This is a genomic window from Pseudomonas sp. Pdm06 (assembly GCF_014851795.1).
Lineage (GTDB): Bacteria > Pseudomonadota > Gammaproteobacteria > Pseudomonadales > Pseudomonadaceae > Aquipseudomonas > Aquipseudomonas fluorescens_AA.
The window spans coordinates 1-15,742 of the sequence record NZ_JACVAH010000016.1; the positions used below are offsets into that span (position 1 = coordinate 1).

18 protein-coding genes are annotated in these 15,742 nt (G+C 63.2%); 8 read left to right on the forward strand and 10 right to left on the reverse strand.

Going from position 1 to position 15,742, the window contains the following annotated elements; genetic code table 11:
• Positions 1 to 228: 228 nt before the first annotated feature.
• Genes IB266_RS23320 through IB266_RS23335 form a run of 4 tightly spaced genes read right to left on the reverse strand, consistent with a single transcriptional unit; the run spans position 229 to position 4,708 of the window.
• Positions 229 to 1,227, reverse strand: a complete 999-nt coding sequence (locus IB266_RS23320) for a hydrolase (RefSeq protein WP_103310935.1) — start codon at positions 1,225 to 1,227, stop codon at positions 229 to 231.
• 31 nt (positions 1,228 to 1,258) lie between these two features.
• Positions 1,259 to 1,870 (reverse strand): 16S rRNA (guanine(966)-N(2))-methyltransferase RsmD, encoded by a 612-nt coding sequence (rsmD, locus tag IB266_RS23325; RefSeq protein WP_192262656.1) that lies wholly within the window; start codon positions 1,868 to 1,870, stop codon positions 1,259 to 1,261.
• Positions 1,870 to 3,360, reverse strand: coding sequence for a M16 family metallopeptidase (locus IB266_RS23330; RefSeq protein WP_192262658.1), 1,491 nt, complete (start codon positions 3,358 to 3,360; stop codon positions 1,870 to 1,872). Before IB266_RS23330 ends, rsmD begins: the two co-directional genes overlap by 1 nt.
• Positions 3,353 to 4,708: a M16 family metallopeptidase gene (locus IB266_RS23335; protein ID WP_092203097.1), complete on the reverse strand. Its 1,356-nt coding sequence runs from the start codon at positions 4,706 to 4,708 to the stop codon at positions 3,353 to 3,355. The genes IB266_RS23330 and IB266_RS23335 overlap by 8 nt, the downstream gene beginning before the upstream one ends.
• Before the next feature lie 343 nt (positions 4,709 to 5,051).
• On the opposite strand from IB266_RS23335, the gene ftsY reads away from it, so the two are divergent.
• The 4 genes from ftsY to rpoH all read left to right on the forward strand — a co-directional run bounded on the left by ftsY (position 5,052) and on the right by rpoH (position 9,139).
• On the forward strand, positions 5,052 to 6,485 hold the full coding sequence (gene ftsY / locus IB266_RS23340) for a signal recognition particle-docking protein FtsY (RefSeq protein WP_192262660.1): 1,434 nt from the start codon (positions 5,052 to 5,054) through the stop codon (positions 6,483 to 6,485).
• A complete protein-coding gene (gene ftsE, locus IB266_RS23345) occupies positions 6,482 to 7,153 on the forward strand; it encodes a cell division ATP-binding protein FtsE (RefSeq protein ID WP_060740190.1) in 672 nt (223 codons plus the stop codon). Before ftsY ends, ftsE begins: the two co-directional genes overlap by 4 nt.
• Complete coding sequence (gene ftsX / locus IB266_RS23350; RefSeq protein WP_060740191.1) at positions 7,150 to 8,172, forward strand: permease-like cell division protein FtsX; 1,023 nt, start codon at positions 7,150 to 7,152, stop codon at positions 8,170 to 8,172. The genes ftsE and ftsX overlap by 4 nt, the downstream gene beginning before the upstream one ends.
• 112 nt (positions 8,173 to 8,284) lie before the next feature.
• A complete protein-coding gene (gene rpoH / locus IB266_RS23355) occupies positions 8,285 to 9,139 on the forward strand; it encodes an RNA polymerase sigma factor RpoH (RefSeq protein ID WP_003177476.1) in 855 nt (284 codons plus the stop codon).
• 183 nt (positions 9,140 to 9,322) lie between these two features.
• On the opposite strand, the gene mtgA is transcribed toward rpoH, so the two are convergent.
• On the reverse strand, positions 9,323 to 10,045 hold the full coding sequence (gene mtgA / locus IB266_RS23360; protein ID WP_060740192.1) for a monofunctional biosynthetic peptidoglycan transglycosylase: 723 nt from the start codon (positions 10,043 to 10,045) through the stop codon (positions 9,323 to 9,325).
• Between the two features lie 73 nt (positions 10,046 to 10,118).
• On the opposite strand from mtgA, the gene IB266_RS23365 reads away from it, so the two are divergent.
• From IB266_RS23365 to trmB, 4 genes are all read left to right on the forward strand, one after another.
• Positions 10,119 to 10,490: a DUF423 domain-containing protein gene (locus IB266_RS23365; protein WP_192262661.1), complete on the forward strand. Its 372-nt coding sequence runs from the start codon at positions 10,119 to 10,121 to the stop codon at positions 10,488 to 10,490.
• 90 nt (positions 10,491 to 10,580) lie between these two features.
• Positions 10,581 to 10,781: a sulfur carrier protein ThiS gene (gene thiS / locus IB266_RS23370; protein WP_060740194.1), complete on the forward strand. Its 201-nt coding sequence runs from the start codon at positions 10,581 to 10,583 to the stop codon at positions 10,779 to 10,781.
• Positions 10,782 to 10,835: 54 nt separating this feature from the next.
• A complete protein-coding gene (locus IB266_RS23375) occupies positions 10,836 to 11,630 on the forward strand; it encodes a thiazole synthase (RefSeq protein WP_060740195.1) in 795 nt (264 codons plus the stop codon).
• A 9-nt stretch (positions 11,631 to 11,639) separates the two neighbouring features.
• Entirely contained in the window at positions 11,640 to 12,365 is a 726-nt protein-coding gene (trmB, locus tag IB266_RS23380; protein WP_014340682.1) for a tRNA (guanosine(46)-N7)-methyltransferase TrmB, read from the forward strand.
• A 161-nt stretch (positions 12,366 to 12,526) separates the two neighbouring features.
• Here the strand turns inward: trmB and IB266_RS23385 are convergent, their stop codons facing one another.
• From IB266_RS23385 to metW, 5 genes are read right to left on the reverse strand one after another with little or no spacing between them, the layout of a single operon-like run.
• Entirely contained in the window at positions 12,527 to 12,850 is a 324-nt protein-coding gene (locus tag IB266_RS23385; protein ID WP_060740196.1) for a DUF3392 domain-containing protein, read from the reverse strand.
• Positions 12,851 to 12,868: 18 nt separating this feature from the next.
• On the reverse strand, positions 12,869 to 14,068 hold the full coding sequence (gene hemW / locus IB266_RS23390) for a radical SAM family heme chaperone HemW (protein ID WP_225613634.1): 1,200 nt from the start codon (positions 14,066 to 14,068) through the stop codon (positions 12,869 to 12,871).
• Positions 14,065 to 14,661: an RdgB/HAM1 family non-canonical purine NTP pyrophosphatase gene (gene rdgB, locus IB266_RS23395; protein WP_060740198.1), complete on the reverse strand. Its 597-nt coding sequence runs from the start codon at positions 14,659 to 14,661 to the stop codon at positions 14,065 to 14,067. Before rdgB ends, hemW begins: the two co-directional genes overlap by 4 nt.
• Positions 14,658 to 15,092, reverse strand: coding sequence for a DUF4426 domain-containing protein (locus IB266_RS23400; protein WP_192262663.1), 435 nt, complete (start codon positions 15,090 to 15,092; stop codon positions 14,658 to 14,660). Before IB266_RS23400 ends, rdgB begins: the two co-directional genes overlap by 4 nt.
• Before the next feature lie 25 nt (positions 15,093 to 15,117).
• Complete coding sequence (gene metW, locus IB266_RS23405) at positions 15,118 to 15,738, reverse strand: methionine biosynthesis protein MetW (protein WP_060740200.1); 621 nt, start codon at positions 15,736 to 15,738, stop codon at positions 15,118 to 15,120.
• Between the last annotated feature and the right edge of the window lie 4 nt (positions 15,739 to 15,742).

Consider the following 15,742-nt stretch of genomic DNA (forward strand, 5'->3'; position numbering starts at 1 on the left):
GCTATCGCGAGCAAGCTCGCTCCCACAGGGGATTCCTGGTGAACGCTGAACCGGTGAACACCCCAAAAAAATTGTGGGAGCGAGCTTGCTCGCGATGACGGTGTGCCAGGCAATTTCAATGTCGCTGTCCCGCCGCTATCGCGAGCAAGCTCGCTCCCACAGGGGATTCCTGGCGAACGCTGAACCGGTGAACACCTCCCACAGTGGATTTGTGTTGTCTGCAAATGGTCAGCCGCGCCTCAGGCCGGCCAGCCAATCGGGAATCCGTCGCTCCAGGTAATACCCCGGGCGCCGCAGGGTTCCGTCGACAAACCCGACATGCCCGCCCCGGGCGTGCAGTTCAAGTCGGGTCGAGGTGGATAACTCGCCGGGTTCGGGCAGGCTGTGGGGAAACACAAAAGGATCGTCGGCGGCCTGGATGACCAGGGTCGGCGTGCTGATGCTCGCCATGAAATAACGGCTGGAGGCGCGGCGGTAGTAGTCCGCGGCATCGGAGAACCCGTGCAGCGGTGCCGTCACCCGGCCGTCAAAGTCCCAGAAGGTGCGCATGTTCTCCAGCGGGCCAAGGGCCGCCAGGGTCGCCAGGCCTTCGTGGCGTCCGTCGTGCTGGAACTGGCGTTGCTTGTTGCGCACATAGGCCACCATCTGTCGCATGAAGTGCGCCTGGTAGAACTTGGAAAATCCCTGGCCGATGCGATCGGCGCACTGGTCGAGGCGAAACGGTACCGAGACCGCCACGGCCCCTTGCAACTGGCTGTCGCGGCCGGCTTCTCCCAAGTGCTTGAGCAACACATTGCCGCCCAGTGAATAACCCACCGCAAACAGCGGCGCCAAGGGCCGCCTGGCGCGCAAGTGAGTAATGGCGGCGGCCAGGTCTTCGCTGACGCCCGAGTGGTAGCTGCGGGGCAACAGGTTCGGCTCGCCCGAGCAGCCGCGCCAGTTCAAGGCCGCGCTGGCCCAGCCCTGGCGACCGAGCGCCTGCTGCAACCCGGCCACGTAAGGCGAGTTGGAAGAGCCGGTCAGCCCGTGCAGCACCAGCACCAGTGGCGCCTCGGCGCTGTGGGGGCCGTGCCAGTCGAGGTCGAGGAAATCACCGTCTTCCAGCCACAGGCGCTCGCGTTGACGCTCGATGTGGGTGGTCTGGCGCCACAAGGGGCCCCACAAGGTTTGCAGGTGCGGGTTGCCAAGGCCCGGGGCAGGGACGAAACGTTCAGATGCGGCGGACATCATTATTATTCTCGATGCACTGGTCAGCCGTTCAGCCAATGTCCTTTGTCAAACGCTGCCACAACGCGTAATACACCCGTCCGGATTTCTGCTCGCGGTGCAAGCGCCAGTTGCCCGGCAAGCCCAGGGTGGACGGGGCAGTCTCGCTTTCAGTGTAGACCCAGGCATCCTCGGCCAGCCAGTGACGCTCCTCGAGCAAGGCGCAGACCGTCGGCAACAGGTTCTGGTTGAAAGGAGGGTCCAGGAACACCAGGTCGAAAGGCGTTGCCGGCTGGCTGTCCAGGTAGCGCAGCGCGTCGGCGGTCTGTACCTGACCGACGGTGCAACGCAGGGTGCCCAGGTGTTCCTTGAGGCTGGAGACCGCCAGGTTGCTGGCATCCAGCGCCTGGCCCATGGCGGCGCCACGGGACAGGGCCTCGAGAAACAGCGCGCCGCTGCCGGCGAACGGGTCGAGCACCCGGGCGCCTGCCACGTACGGCGCGAGCCAGTTGAACAGGGTTTCCCGCACGCGGTCCGGGGTGGGGCGCAACCCCGGGGCATCCGGGAAACTCAGGCGCCGGCTGCGCCATTCGCCGCCGATGATGCGCAACTGGTTCACACCGTTGTGCACAGGTTTCTTGCTGGAATTCGATGGGCGGGCCATTAGTGCTCCGGAACCCCGAGCGGCTGCTCGGCAGGTTTGTCAGTAGGGGGCGGCAACGGCTTTTGCGGCACGCTCGGGCCGGCGGTGACGATGACCATTTTGTCAGTGCTCAGGTGTTTGTTCAGCGCGGCCTTGACCTGCTCGACCGTCAGTTCCTGGGACTGGCGCATGAAGTCCTCCAGGTAGCTGAGCGGCAAGTCATAGAACCCCATGGCGCCGAGCTGGCCGACGATGTCGGCATTGCTGGCGGTGGACAGCGGGAAGCTGCCCGCCAACTCACGCTTGGCGTCATCGAGTTCTTTCTGGGTCGGACCGTTCTTGAGGTAGTCGGCGAACACGTCCTGCACCAGTTTCAAGGTGCCTTCGCTCATCTCGGCACGGGTCTGCAGGTTGATCATGAACGGGCCGCGGGCCTGCATCGCCGTAAAGCCGGAATACACGCCGTAGGTCAGGCCGCGTTTTTCACGGACTTCAGTCATCAGCCGCGTGCCGAAGCCACCGCCGCCGAGGATTTGGTTGCCCAGGGATACCGCGGCATAGTCCGGATCGTCGCGGTCGATGCCCAATTGCGCGAGCATCAGGTTGGTCTGCTTGGACGGGAACTCGATGTGGCCGATGCTCGCCTTCGGTTCCACCGGTGCCGGGGTTTTCGCCAGGGCCGGGCCTTTGGGCAGCGCGGCGGCGACCTGGTTGGCAATCGTTTCGGCTTCGGCGCGGGACAAGTCCCCCACCAGCGCGATCACGGCGTTGCCGGCGGCATAGGCCTTGGCGTGGAAAGCCCGGGCCTGGGCCAAGGTGATCGGTGGGATGCTGTCGGCGGTGCCGTCGCTGGAGTGGGCATAAGGATGCTCGCCGTAGAGGCGCTTCATCAGTTCCAGGCCCGCCAGTTTGCCGGGGTTCTGCTTCTGGTATTCGAAGCCGGCGAGCATCTGGTTCTTGATCCGGGCGAAGGAGTCGGCGGGGAAGGTTGGTTTGCCAACGACTTCGGCGAACAGCTTCAATGCCGGCTCACGCTTGTCGGCTGCGCTGAGACTGCGCAGGGACGCCACGGCCATGTCCCGATAGGCGCCGTTGCCGAAGTCCGCGCCGAGGCTTTCGAAACCTTGGGCGATGGCGCTGACGTCCTTGCCGGCCACGCCTTCGTTGAGCATGGCGTTGGTCAGCAGGGCGAGGCCGGGGGCGTCGCCGTCCTGGCTGCTGCCGGCGGCGAAGGTCAGGCGCAGGTCGAACATCGGCAATTCCCGGGCTTCGACGAACAGCACCTTGGCGCCGTCAGCGGTTGTCCAGGTTTGCACGTCGAGCTGGCGCCGACTGGGGGCCTTGTCGTTCAGTTCGGCCAGGGATTGCAGCTTGTTGCCGGACTTGGCCTTGTCCAATGCCTGGCTGGCGTTGGAGTCGCTGGACGGCGACAGGTAAAAGGCCAGGGCGCCGGCCAGGGCGATCAATACCAGGCCGATCGGCACCAGGCGCGATGATTTGCGCTCATTCATGAGCTTTCTCCTCGGGCAGGACGTGCGCAACGCTCAGGCGCGAGCGGGTGAAATACAGCTGGGCTGCCTTCTGGATGTCTTGCGGGGTCACGCTTTGCAGTTCGGCGAGTTCGGTGTCCATCAGCTTCCAGGACAAGCCGACGGTTTCCAGCTGGCCGATGGCGGTGGCCTGGCTGGTGATCGAGTCGCGCTCATACACCAGGCCGGCGATGACCTGGGCGCGCACGCGTTCCAGTTCGTCGGCGGTCGGGGCGGTGGTTTTCAACTGCTCAAGCAGGCGCCACAAACCTGCTTCTGCTTGGGCGAGGGTTTTGTTTTTCTGCGTGTTGGGCGTCGCCGACAAGGTGAACAACGAGTCGCCGCGGGTGAAGGCGTCGTAGCTCGACGAGCCGCCGGACACTAATTCTTCGCCGCGCTCCAGTTGGGTCGGGATCCGGCCGCTGTAGCCGCCGTCCAACAGGGCCGAGATCAGCCGCAGCGCGTTGACCGACGCCTTGTCCGTCGCGGTGGCGATGCTCGGCACGTTGAAGGCCAGCATCACGCTGGGCAGTTGGGTCTGCACGTGCAGGGTGATCTGGCGTTCGCCGGGTTCGGCCAGTTCCAGGGGGATTTTCGCGACCGGCACCGCGCGCCGGGCAATCGGGCCGAAATAACGCTGGGCCAGGGCCTTGACCTCCTCCGGCGTCACGTCGCCAACCACCACCAGGGTCGCGTTGTTCGGGGTGTACCAGGACTCGTACCAGTGACGCAGTTCCTCGACGGTCATCCGGTCCAGGTCGGCCATCCAGCCGATGGTCGGCGTGTGGTAGCCGCTGGCCGGGTAAGCCATGGCCTGGAAGCGCTCGTAGGCCTTGGACATGGGCTTGTCGTCGGTGCGCATGCGGCGCTCTTCCTTGATCACCTCGATTTCGCGGCTGAATTCCTCCGGCGGCAGGCGCAGGCTGGCCATGCGGTCGGCTTCCAGTTCGAAGGCCACGCCCAGGCGGTCGCGGGCCAGCACCTGGTAGTAGGCGGTGAAGTCGTCGCTGGTGAAGGCGTTCTCTTCGGCACCGAGGTCGCGCAGGATCAGCGACGCTTCGCCGGGGCCGACTTTTTCACTGCCCTTGAACATCATGTGCTCAAGGGCGTGGGACAAACCGGTCTGGCCTGGCGTTTCGTAGCTGGAACCGACCTTGTACCAGACCTGGGACACCACCACCGGCGCACGATGGTCTTCGCGCACGACGACCTTCAGGCCGTTGTCGAGGGTGAATTCATGGGTGGGTTGTGGGTCGGCAGCCAGGGCTGAAAGAGGCAGACAAACTGTGCTGAGCAGCAGGCCTGCGGCGCGGCGGGCAAGAGCATTCATTCGTGTTTAAACCTGTTGGGTTGCCTGCTAGGTCTTAGCCTCAGCAGGCGAGGAGGTGCTAGGATACTGATCCGTTTTACTGGCGGCCACGCCTATCGGGCCTTTTATCGGCCCGGGGTTGTCTGGGTTCTGCGGAGAAACCCTGGGTTTGCTCGTTGATCCCGGCGTTTTCGCCGATGATGCCGTACCAGTCCTTCGAAAAAATCGACTTTGAGGCGTCCGGGGACGCTTCGACAAAATGTTGCGCGTGAACAAGCTGGATGAAACGCAGTCTGTTCAGCATTGAATATTTATCACCGAGGCGCCCTCGTGGCGCGTCGCTACCGTGAGATAGCCGTCCTCCATGTTTGGTTCCAACGACGACAAGAAGACCCCAGCCGCGGCTGGCGAGAAAAAAGGCCTGTTCGGATGGCTGCGCAAGAAGCCGCAGGATACCGTCGTCGAACAGCCACAAGCGCTGCCTGAGCCCGCCGCCGAGGCAGTGGCCGAAGAGGCCGCGCCCATTGTCCTGCCGATCGCCGAGCCGGTGCTGCAACCGGTCGAGCCTGAGCCCGTTGCCGAGCCGATGGCCGAGCAGCCGCTGACCCCGCCCGCCGAGCAAACGCCCTGGCTGACCTTGCCGGTGGCGGAAGAGCCCGTCGCGCTGGTCGAGGAAGCGGCGCCCCATATCACCCCGCCGATTCCAGCGCCGACACAGGTTGTCGAGGCGCCAGTCGTCGAAGCTGTCATTGAACCGCCAGCCGCCGTCGTTGCACCCGTGGTTGCGCCTGCCGCCCCCGATCCGGCACCTGCTGTGCTGGAAGTCATGGCCCCCGTCGAGCCCGTCCGTAGCGCTGAGGAAAACAAGGTCGGCTTCTTCGCCCGCCTCAAGCAGGGCTTGTCCAAGACCAGCGCCAGCATCGGCGAAGGCATGGCCAGCCTGTTCCTGGGCAAGAAAGTCATCGACGACGAATTGCTGGAGGACATCGAAACCCGCCTGCTGACCGCCGATGTCGGCGTCGAGGCCACCTCGGTGATCATCCAGAGCCTGACCCAGAAGGTCGCACGCAAGCAGCTGACCGACGCCGACGCCCTGTACAAATCCCTGCAGGGCGAGCTGACCAGCCTGCTCAAGCCGGTGGAAAAGCCGCTGGTGATCGCCTCGCAGAACAAGCCGTTCGTGATCCTGGTCGTTGGTGTCAATGGCGCCGGCAAGACCACCACCATCGGCAAGCTGGCCAAGAAGCTGCAACTCGAAGGCAAGAAAGTCATGCTCGCCGCCGGCGACACCTTCCGCGCCGCCGCGGTCGAACAACTGCAAGTGTGGGGCGAGCGCAACAAGATCCCGGTGATCGCCCAGCACACCGGCGCCGACTCCGCTTCGGTGATCTTCGACGCCGTGCAGGCGGCCAAGGCCCGTGGCATCGATGTACTGATCGCCGACACGGCCGGTCGCCTGCACACCAAAGACAACCTGATGGAAGAATTGAAGAAGGTGCGCCGGGTGATCGGCAAGCTCGACGCCGACGCGCCCCACGAAGTGCTGCTGGTGCTGGACGCCGGTACCGGCCAGAACGCCATCAACCAGGCCAAGCAATTCAACCAGACCGTCGAACTGACCGGGCTGGCCCTGACCAAGCTCGACGGCACCGCCAAGGGCGGGGTGATTTTCGCCCTGGCCAAGCAGTTCGGCCTGCCCATTCGCTACATCGGCGTGGGCGAAGGCATCGACGACTTGCGCACCTTTGAAGCCGAGCCCTTTGTCCAGGCACTGTTTGCCGAACGGGAGCATTCATGATTCGTTTCGAACAGGTCGGTAAACGCTATCCGAACGGTCACGTCGGCTTGCATGAGCTGAGCTTTCGGGTCCGTCGGGGCGAGTTTCTGTTTGTCACCGGCCATTCCGGCGCCGGTAAAAGCACCTTGCTGCGCCTGTTGCTGGCGATGGAGCGGCCTTCCACCGGCAAACTGCTGCTGGCCGGCCAGGACCTGAGCACCATCAGCAATGCCCAGATCCCCTACCTGCGGCGGCAGATCGGCGTGGTGTTCCAGAATCACCAGTTGTTGTTCGACCGCACGGTGTTCAACAACGTGGCGTTGCCGTTGCAGATCCTTGGCCTGTCCAAGGCCGAGATCATCAAGCGCGTGGACTCGGCCCTGGAGCGTGTGGCCCTGTCGGACAAGACCGACCTGTACCCGGGCGACCTCTCCACCGGCCAGCAACAACGCGTCGGCATCGCCCGCGCCATCGTCCATCGCCCGGCCTTGCTGCTGGCGGACGAGCCCACCGGTAACCTCGACCCGCGCCTGGCGGCGGAAATCATGGGCGTGTTCGAAGACATCAACCGCCTGGGCACCAGTGTGCTGATTGCCAGTCACGACCTGGCCCTGATCGCCCGCATGCGTCACCGCATGCTCACCTTGCAACGCGGTCGATTGATCGGTGACGGGGAGGCTGGCGCATGAGTGCTACTCGCAGCCCGAAAGTGGCCGAACGCGTGGCCCCGAAGGCCTCCGATCCGCAGCCGCAAAAGAAAAAGCGCGACGATGACGACGGCCCGGACTTCGCCACGCTGCTGCGCGCCTGGATCGAAAGCCATCGCGCCAGCCTGCTGGACAGCCTGCGGCGTCTGGGCAAGCAGCCCATCGGCAGCTTCTTTACCTGCATGGTGATGGCGGTTGCCTTGAGCCTGCCCATGGGCCTGTCATTATTGCTGAATAATGTGGAGCGCCTGGGCGGCTCCTGGCAGCGCGCGGCGCAGATTTCCCTCTACCTGCAGATGGACGCCAGTCCCGCCGAAGGCCAGGCATTGGGTGAGCAGATCAAGGCGATGCCGGGAGTGGCCGAAGCCGAGTACATCGGCCGCGAGCAGGCGCTGGAAGAGTTCCAGCAACAGTCCGGCCTGGGCGACGCGCTCAAGGAACTGCCGGAGAACCCGCTGCCGGGCGTGGTGCTGGTGACCCCGAACGAGGTCGACAAGCCCGCCCTTGAAGCATTAAGACAAAGACTTTCCGAGTTGCCGAAGGTACAACAGGCGCAACTTGATCTAGTCTGGGTCGAGCGTCTTGCGGCGATCCTCAAGCTCGGCGACCGGTTTGTCTTCGGTCTGACGGTGCTGCTGGTTTCTGCATTACTTTTGGTGATAGGCAATACCATTCGTCTTCATATTGAAAACCGCCGCACCGAGATAGAAGTGATTAAACTCGTCGGCGGTACGGACAGTTATGTTCGCAGGCCCTTCCTTTATATGGGGGCGCTGTATGGCTTCGGTGCGGGGATTCTGTCCTGGGGCGTATTGGCGTTTGGCCTGGACTGGCTGAACGATGCGGTAGTGGGGCTGGCCGGTTTGTACGGCAGTGATTTCGCGCTGGCCGGAGTGCCAGTCGCCGACGGTCTGTCGCTCTTGCTTGGCGCGGTGCTGTTGGGTTATATCGGTGCATGGATTGCGGTCGCACGCCACTTGCGTGAGCTTGCGCCAAAATAGTGTTTTTTGCGCGTATTGACCTTTCGGTTTTTGTGGGAACTTGTCTTTGGGTTCCCGGTCAATTTTCGCAGTGCTGAACTGCACGAGTTATGTGAGTCGGAGGTTTTTTCGTATGACCACTTCTTTGCAACCTGCTTATGCTCTGGTCCCGGGTGCGAACCTGGAGGCCTATGTGCACACGGTGAACAGCATTCCCTTGCTGACGCCCGAGCAGGAGCGTGAACTGGCCGAGAGTCTCTATTATGAGCAGGATCTTGAGGCGGCTCGGCAGATGGTGCTCGCCCACCTGCGTTTTGTCGTACATATCGCCCGCAGCTATTCCGGCTACGGGCTGGCCCAGGCCGACCTGATCCAGGAAGGCAACGTCGGCCTGATGAAGGCGGTCAAGCGCTTCAACCCGGAAATGGGTGTGCGCCTGGTGTCGTTCGCCGTGCACTGGATCAAGGCGGAAATCCACGAGTTCATCCTGCGCAACTGGCGCATCGTGAAAGTCGCGACCACCAAGGCCCAGCGCAAGCTGTTCTTCAACCTGCGCAGCCAGAAGAAGCGTCTGGCCTGGCTGAACAACGAAGAAGTCCACCGCGTGGCTGAAAGCCTGGGCGTAGAACCCCGGGAAGTGCGCGAGATGGAAAGCCGCCTGACCGGCCATGACATGGCCTTCGACCCGGCCGCCGAAGCGGACGACGACAGCGCTTTCCAATCGCCGGCCAACTACCTGGAAGACCACCGGTATGACCCGGCGCGTCAACTGGAAGACGCCGACTGGAGCGACAACTCCAACACCAACCTGCACGAAGCCCTGGAAGTGCTGGACGAACGCAGCCGCGACATCCTCTACCAGCGCTGGCTGGCCGAGGAAAAAGCCACGCTGCACGACCTGGCGCAGAAGTACAACGTGTCGGCCGAGCGGATTCGCCAGCTCGAGAAGAGCGCGATGAACAAGCTCAAGGTGTCGATTGCGGCTTGACCTGCGATAGCAGCCATGAAAAACGCCCCGATCAGTGATGATCGGGGCGTTTTTGTTTGTGTGGGCAAAACCTCTGTGGGAGCGGGCTTGCTCGCGAATGCGGTGTGTCAGTCCATATCAATGTGTCTGACGCACCGCATTCGCGAGCAAGCCCGCTCCCACAAGGGATTTCCAGTGTCTGGGCTACTGCGCCCAAGGCGCTCGCCGCGAACGATCGAGCTCCAGCAGGTAGCTGTCGCCCCCCAGCTGGCTCATCTGCTGGCGAATCCAGCCCGCCCGCCGTAGCACATAGGGGCTCGGCCGGCTGGCGCTCCATTTCCGCGGGTTGGGCAATACCGCCGCCAGCAGGCTGGCCTGTTGCCGGGACAAGGCGTCGGCGCTGGTGCGGAAGTGGTGGCGTGCTGCGGCTTCCGCCCCGAACACACCGTCATCCCACTCGACGCTGTTGAGGTACACCTCAAGGATCCGCTGCTTGGGCCAGAGCACCTCGATCAGCGCGGTGAACCAGGCCTCCAGGCCTTTGCGCAGCCAACTGCGGCCCGACCACAGGAACAGGTTCTTGGACACTTGCTGGCTGAGGGTGCTGGCGCCGCGAATCGAACCGCCACGCCCATTGTGAGCGAAGGCGGCCTGGATCGCGCCAATGTCGAAGCCCCAGTGCTCGGGGAATTTCTGATCTTCACCAGCGATCACCGCCACCTTGAGGCTGTCGGAAATCCGGTCCCAAGGCTGCCAGGTGCGTTGCAGGTCGATCGGCTCACCGCCGAACCAGGATTCAACCTTGCGCTCGATCATCAGCGCGGTGAACGGCGGCGGCACCACGCGAAACAGCAGCACCAGCACGACGCTGCCGACGGCGAACCAGAGCAGGGCTTTAAGGAATCGTCGAAACAATAAACGCAGCATAGAGATGGCTTGGCCGAACCCGTCGAGCGGGCCATTATACAGACCCTGTCCACCGAGTCTGACTGGAGTTCCCATGTTGCGTAGCTTTCTGATGCTGGCGGCTTTTTTCGGTTTCACGGGCGTGGCGCTGGGGGCATTTGCCGCCCATGGCCTGAAAAATCGCCTGAGCGCCGATTACCTGGCGATTTTCCACACCGGCGTCACCTACCAACTGGTGCACACCCTGGCGTTGCTGGGCGTTGCGTTGCTGGCCACGCACATTCCCGGACGCGTCGTCACTTGGGCCGGGATTTCGTTTGTCATCGGCATCCTGTTGTTCTCCGGCAGCCTGTACCTGTTGACCCTGACCGGCATCAGCAAGCTGGGCATCATCACCCCGTTGGGTGGCGTGGCGTTCCTGATCGGCTGGTTGTGCCTGGGGCTTGCCGCCTGGCGGCTGGGCTGACCGGGCAGTCCATTTCATGACGAATGGCTTGGGTCGCCCTGACTGATCGGGCTAGAATGCCAGCCCCTAAAAATGATGGCGGCATCCGGCATGCGCATTCAGTTGAACGGCGAACCCCTTGAACTGCCCGACGGTGAAACCGTTGCGGCCCTGCTGACCCGTCTGGAACTGGCTGGACGTCGCGTCGCGGTGGAGCTCAATCTGGATATCGTCCCGCGCAGCCAGCACGCCGAAACCACGTTGAACGACGGCGATTCGGTCGAAGTGGTCCACGCCATCGGTGGTGGCTAGCCGCCTCGGTTTCGCAGCATTTCGCAAGAACCTCACCCCAACAGAGGATTTCCCATGAGCATCGTTCGTAGCGACAAGCCCTTCGTCCTGGCCGGTCGTACCTACCAGTCGCGCTTGCTGGTAGGCACCGGCAAATACCGCGACATGGAAGAAACCCGCCTGGCCATCGAGGCCTCGGGCGCCGAGATCGTGACCGTCGCCGTGCGCCGGACCAACATCGGCCAGAACCCGGGCGAACCGAACCTGCTGGATATCCTGCCGCCGGATCGCTACACCATCCTGCCGAACACCGCCGGTTGCTTCGACGCCATCGAGGCCGTGCGCACCTGCCGCCTGGCTCGTGAACTGCTCGATGGCCACAACCTGGTGAAGCTGGAAGTGCTGGCGGACCAGAAAACCCTGTTCCCCAACGTGATCGAAACCCTCAAGGCCGCCGAAACCCTGGTCAAGGAAGGTTTCGACGTGATGGTCTACACCAGCGATGACCCGATCATTGCCCGTCAGCTGGCGGAAATCGGCTGCATCGCGGTCATGCCGCTGGCCGGCCTGATCGGCACTGGCCTGGGGATCTGCAACCCGTACAACCTGCAGATCATCCTGGAAGAAGCCAAGATCCCGGTGTTGGTGGATGCCGGTGTCGGCACCGCCTCCGACGCCACTATCGCCATGGAGTTGGGCTGCGAAGCGGTGCTGATGAACTCGGCCATCGCCCACGCCCAGCAGCCAGTCCTGATGGCCGAAGCCATGAAGCACGCCATCGTCGCCGGTCGCCTGGCGTACCTGGCCGGCCGCATGCCGAAAAAACTTTACGCCAGCGCCTCCTCGCCGCTGGATGGTCTGATCAAGTAAGAGCCATTGATGACTGAATCGAACGACACGCCGGTCCTGCCGGAAGAAGGCGAAGAGCGCCAGCACCGCCGCATCAAGAGTTTCGTGATGCGCGCCGGGCGCATGACTGAAGGCCAGCAGCGCGGCCTGGAGCAGGGCGCGCCGCTGTTTGTCCTGCCCCTGGCCGATGCACCGGTGGATTTTGACCAGGTGTTCGGCCGCTCGGCCCCGCGCTCGCTGGAAATCGGCTTCGGCATGGGCCACTCGTTGCTGGAAATGGCCGCCGCTTCGCCGGAGCAGGATTTCATCGGGGTGGAAGTCCACCGTCCCGGCGTGGGTGCGCTGCTCAACGGCGTGCTGACCCAAGGACTGACCAACCTGCGGGTCTACGATTGCGACGCCATCGAAGTGCTCAACCGCTGCGTGGCCGACAACAGTCTCGACCGGCTGATGCTGTTCTTCCCGGACCCTTGGCACAAAAGCCGGCACCACAAGCGCCGTATCGTCCAGGCGTCGTTCGCTGAACTGGTGCGCAGCAAGTTGAAGGTCGGCGGTGTGCTGCACATGGCCACCGACTGGGAACCCTACGCCGAGTACATGCTGGAAGTGATGAACGTCGCCCCGGGCTATCGCAACCTGGCCGAAGACGGCAAGTGCGTGCCACGCCCGGCCGAACGGCCGATCACCAAGTTCGAACGCCGTGGCGAACGGCTTGGGCATGGGGTTTGGGATTTGAAGTTCGAGAAGGTGGCATAAGTATCACGCGATACCCAATGTGGGAGTGAGCTTCTGTGGGAGCAAGGCTTGCCCGCGACAGCAGCGCCTCGGTCGCAACCTGAACCCCGAGTCGCCTGCATCGCGAGCAAGCTCAGCTCCCACAGAGGCTCGCTCCCACATTTGTTTCTGGCGTGCCTGGATCAGCGCCGATCCGCCACCACGCCAATCAACACCAGCACCACCAACAACACTGGCGCCAGGCTGTAGTTGTTGAACTGGCTCAAGCCCCTGACGATCCATGGCGTGGCATAGATCAGCGCGGCACCGCTGCCGATCATGCACAGCAGGGCGATCAAGGGGACGCGCAAGGCGCCGGCGATGCTGCCCAGGCGTTGGTCGACCCAGCCCTTGATGTCGGCACCAAACAGCACCAGCAGGCAGCCTACCAATGCCAGGGAGATTTCCGACAGGTTGCTGCGGCTCCAGCGGGACACGGTGGCCAGCAGGTCGAGTACCAGATCCATTCGATTTCCTTGTGTTGATCAGCTCAGAAATGTCTGCAGCAAGTCATTGAGAAACAGCTGTCCGCGCTCGGTGGCCGCCAGACGTGTCGGTTCGACCTGCAACAACCCGCTTTGTTCGGCCTCGCGCCGGCCTTCGGCCAGGCTTTGCAGGGGCAACCCGGTGCGTTCCGGGTACAGACGCGCGTCCACGCCTGCAGTCAGGCGCAGGGCGTTCATCAGGAACTCGAACGGCAGTTCTTCATTGGCCAGGGTTTTCTCGCCAGCCTGGAAGCTTTTGGCCGGATTGAGATAGTCCTTGGGCAGTCGGGTCTTCCAGGTGCGCACGATGCGCCCGTCCGGATGGCTGAGCTTGCCGTGGGCGCCGGCGCCGATGCCGATGAAGTCGCCGAAGCTCCAGTAGTTGAGGTTATGCCGCGCCGCTCGGCCGGGCTGGGCGTAGGCCGAGACTTCGTATTGGGCGTAGCCGTGTTCGGCCAGCAAGGCCTGCCCGGCTTCCTGGATATCCCACAGCGTGTCGTCTTCGGGCAAGGTCGGCGGCTGATTCCAGAACACCGTGTTCGGTTCCAGCGTCAGCTGGTACCAGGACAGGTGAGTCGGCTTCAAGGCAATGGCTTGGCGCAGGTCGCTCAAGGCGTCGTCGAGGGACTGGTCGGGCAGCCCATGCATCAGGTCCAGGTTGAAGTTGTCGAACCCGGCCTGGCGGGCCATGCCGGCGGCGCGCACCGCTTCGTCACCGTTGTGGATCCGCCCCAGGGCTTCGAGCTTGGCCTGCTGGAAGCTCTGGATACCGATGGACAGGCGGTTGATGCCCAAGGCCCGGTAAGCGACGAATTTTTCTTGCTCGAACGTGCCGGGGTTGGCTTCCAGGGTGATTTCGATGTCATGGGCGAACGGTATCCGCGCCTCGACACCCTTGAGCAATCGGCCCAGGGCCTGGGCGCTGAACAGGCTTGGCGTACCGCCACCGAAGAAGATCGAGCTCAGTTCGCGACCATGAACCCCGTGCAGATCCTGATCGAGATCGGCCAGCAAAGCGTCGACGTATTCCTCCTCCGGCAGCTGTGGACTGGCGGTGTGGGAGTTGAAGTCGCAATAGGGGCATTTGCGTACACACCACGGGATGTGGATGTACAGCGCCAGGGGCGGCAACACCGGCAGTGGCGCCCGGGGCGTTTGTGCACCGCCATGGATCAGCGGTGCGGGAGCGTCATCGATCATTGCAGGCCCAGGCGTTGACGCAGCAGGGCCATGGCGCGGGCGCGGTGGCTCAGTTGGTTTTTTTCCACCGGCCCCAGCTCGGCGCTGGAGCAATTGCGCTCCGGCACCCAGAACAACGGGTCGTAGCCAAAACCGTGCTCGCCGCTGGCTTGGGTGAGAATGCGCCCGTGCCACAGGCCTTCGCAGAGGATCGGCAGCGGATCGTCGGCGTGGCGGACCAGGGCCAGCACACAGACAAACTGCGCGCCGCGCTCGGCTTCGGGCACGTCCTTGAGGGCATCGAGCAGCTTGGCGTTGTTCGCCGCATCACCTTTGCCGTCAGCGTAACGGGCCGAGTAAATGCCCGGTGCGCCGCCGAGGAAGTCCACGGCCAGCCCGGAGTCGTCGGCGAGCGCCGGCAGGCCCGAGATGCGTGCGGCATTGCGGGCCTTGAGGATGGCGTTCTCGACGAACGACAGGCCGGTCTCTTCCGGTTCCACCTGGCTGAATTCGCCAATCGAGCGCAACTGCACCGACCCGCCGAGCATGGCCTGCAGTTCCTTGAGTTTGCCGGCGTTGTGGCTGGCCAGTACGAGTTGGGTGAGGTTCATCATTCGCCTGGGAACAGTTCCTGGTTGAAGTTGATGGTGTTGATCTTGTCGCCGGTTTGCACCTTGATTTCAAAGGTGCGGGTTTCCTGTTGGTCCACTGGATACTGGGCGATGTAATAGATCGCGCCTTGTTCGGTGATCTGGCGGAAGGAGAGGGGGACTGTCTTGCTGGTCAGGTCCTTCACCGTGCCGCTGACGTCGGCGATCAATGGCTTGCCGCTTTTGATCACCGAGACATTGATCACACCTTGGTTCTTGCTGCGAATCAGCTCGGCAGCCTTGGCGATGTCCGGCGTCAGGAAGGTGGAGTTGAAGGTGTTGTAGTGCACGGTGATATCACCGAACACTTCCTTGCGCTCGCCCTTGATGACGTCGGCGGCCATGGCGCCCACGCTCAGGCACGCGGTGATGAGAAACAACGCTAGACGTTTCATGTCGTGCTCCTGGTGAGGCCGGGGCTTACACCGCGACCTGGTAATCGGCAAGGCCTGGGCTGCTGACCCGATAGATGCCTATTTCACCTAACAGATTAGGCCATAGCTTGCTGGCCCACCCGTGGCGGTGCTGCTGGTCCACGGCCAGGCGATCGATGACCTTGGCTTCGCGTTCGCGGCACAGCGCTTCGAAATCCTTGAAGGTGCAGAAGTGGATGTTCGGCGTGTTGTACCAGGTGTAGGGCAGGAAATCCGAAACCGGCATGCGACCCTTGCTCGCCAGGTACCAGCGGCAACGCCAGTGGCCGAAGTTGGGGAAGGTGATGATGCACTGGCGCCCGACCCGCAGCATTTCGTCGAGGATCTTGTCCGGGTAGTGCACCGCTTGCAGGGCTTGGGTCATGACCACGATGTCGAAGCTGTTGCTGGCGAAGTTGCCCAGGCCCTTGTCCAGATCCTGCTCGATGACGTTGATGCCCTTGGCGACGCACTCGGCAATGTTGTCCGGGTCGTTTTCCAGGCCGTAGCCGGTGACCTGTTTGTTGTCCCGCAGCCAGGTCAGCAGTTCGCCGTTGCCGCAGCCCAGGTCGAGCACGCGGCTGCCGGCGGGGATCCATTCCTGGATGATGTCCAGATCGGCTCTCATGGCG

Coding starts and splice junctions, on each gene's coding strand:
- IB266_RS23320 (WP_103310935.1), bottom strand. CDS start 1,227: ATGTCCGCCGCATCTGAACGTTTCGTCCCTGCCCCGGGCCTTGGCAAC.
- rsmD (WP_192262656.1), bottom strand. CDS start 1,870: ATGGCCCGCCCATCGAATTCCAGCAAGAAACCTGTGCACAACGGTGTG.
- IB266_RS23330 (WP_192262658.1), bottom strand. CDS start 3,360: ATGAATGAGCGCAAATCATCGCGCCTGGTGCCGATCGGCCTGGTATTG.
- IB266_RS23335 (WP_092203097.1), bottom strand. CDS start 4,708: ATGAATGCTCTTGCCCGCCGCGCCGCAGGCCTGCTGCTCAGCACAGTT.
- ftsY (WP_192262660.1), top strand. CDS start 5,052: ATGTTTGGTTCCAACGACGACAAGAAGACCCCAGCCGCGGCTGGCGAG.
- ftsE (WP_060740190.1), top strand. CDS start 6,482: ATGATTCGTTTCGAACAGGTCGGTAAACGCTATCCGAACGGTCACGTC.
- ftsX (WP_060740191.1), top strand. CDS start 7,150: ATGAGTGCTACTCGCAGCCCGAAAGTGGCCGAACGCGTGGCCCCGAAG.
- rpoH (WP_003177476.1), top strand. CDS start 8,285: ATGACCACTTCTTTGCAACCTGCTTATGCTCTGGTCCCGGGTGCGAAC.
- mtgA (WP_060740192.1), bottom strand. CDS start 10,045: ATGCTGCGTTTATTGTTTCGACGATTCCTTAAAGCCCTGCTCTGGTTC.
- IB266_RS23365 (WP_192262661.1), top strand. CDS start 10,119: ATGTTGCGTAGCTTTCTGATGCTGGCGGCTTTTTTCGGTTTCACGGGC.
- thiS (WP_060740194.1), top strand. CDS start 10,581: ATGCGCATTCAGTTGAACGGCGAACCCCTTGAACTGCCCGACGGTGAA.
- IB266_RS23375 (WP_060740195.1), top strand. CDS start 10,836: ATGAGCATCGTTCGTAGCGACAAGCCCTTCGTCCTGGCCGGTCGTACC.
- trmB (WP_014340682.1), top strand. CDS start 11,640: ATGACTGAATCGAACGACACGCCGGTCCTGCCGGAAGAAGGCGAAGAG.
- IB266_RS23385 (WP_060740196.1), bottom strand. CDS start 12,850: ATGGATCTGGTACTCGACCTGCTGGCCACCGTGTCCCGCTGGAGCCGC.
- hemW (WP_225613634.1), bottom strand. CDS start 14,068: ATGATCGATGACGCTCCCGCACCGCTGATCCATGGCGGTGCACAAACG.
- rdgB (WP_060740198.1), bottom strand. CDS start 14,661: ATGATGAACCTCACCCAACTCGTACTGGCCAGCCACAACGCCGGCAAA.
- IB266_RS23400 (WP_192262663.1), bottom strand. CDS start 15,092: ATGAAACGTCTAGCGTTGTTTCTCATCACCGCGTGCCTGAGCGTGGGC.
- metW (WP_060740200.1), bottom strand. CDS start 15,738: ATGAGAGCCGATCTGGACATCATCCAGGAATGGATCCCCGCCGGCAGC.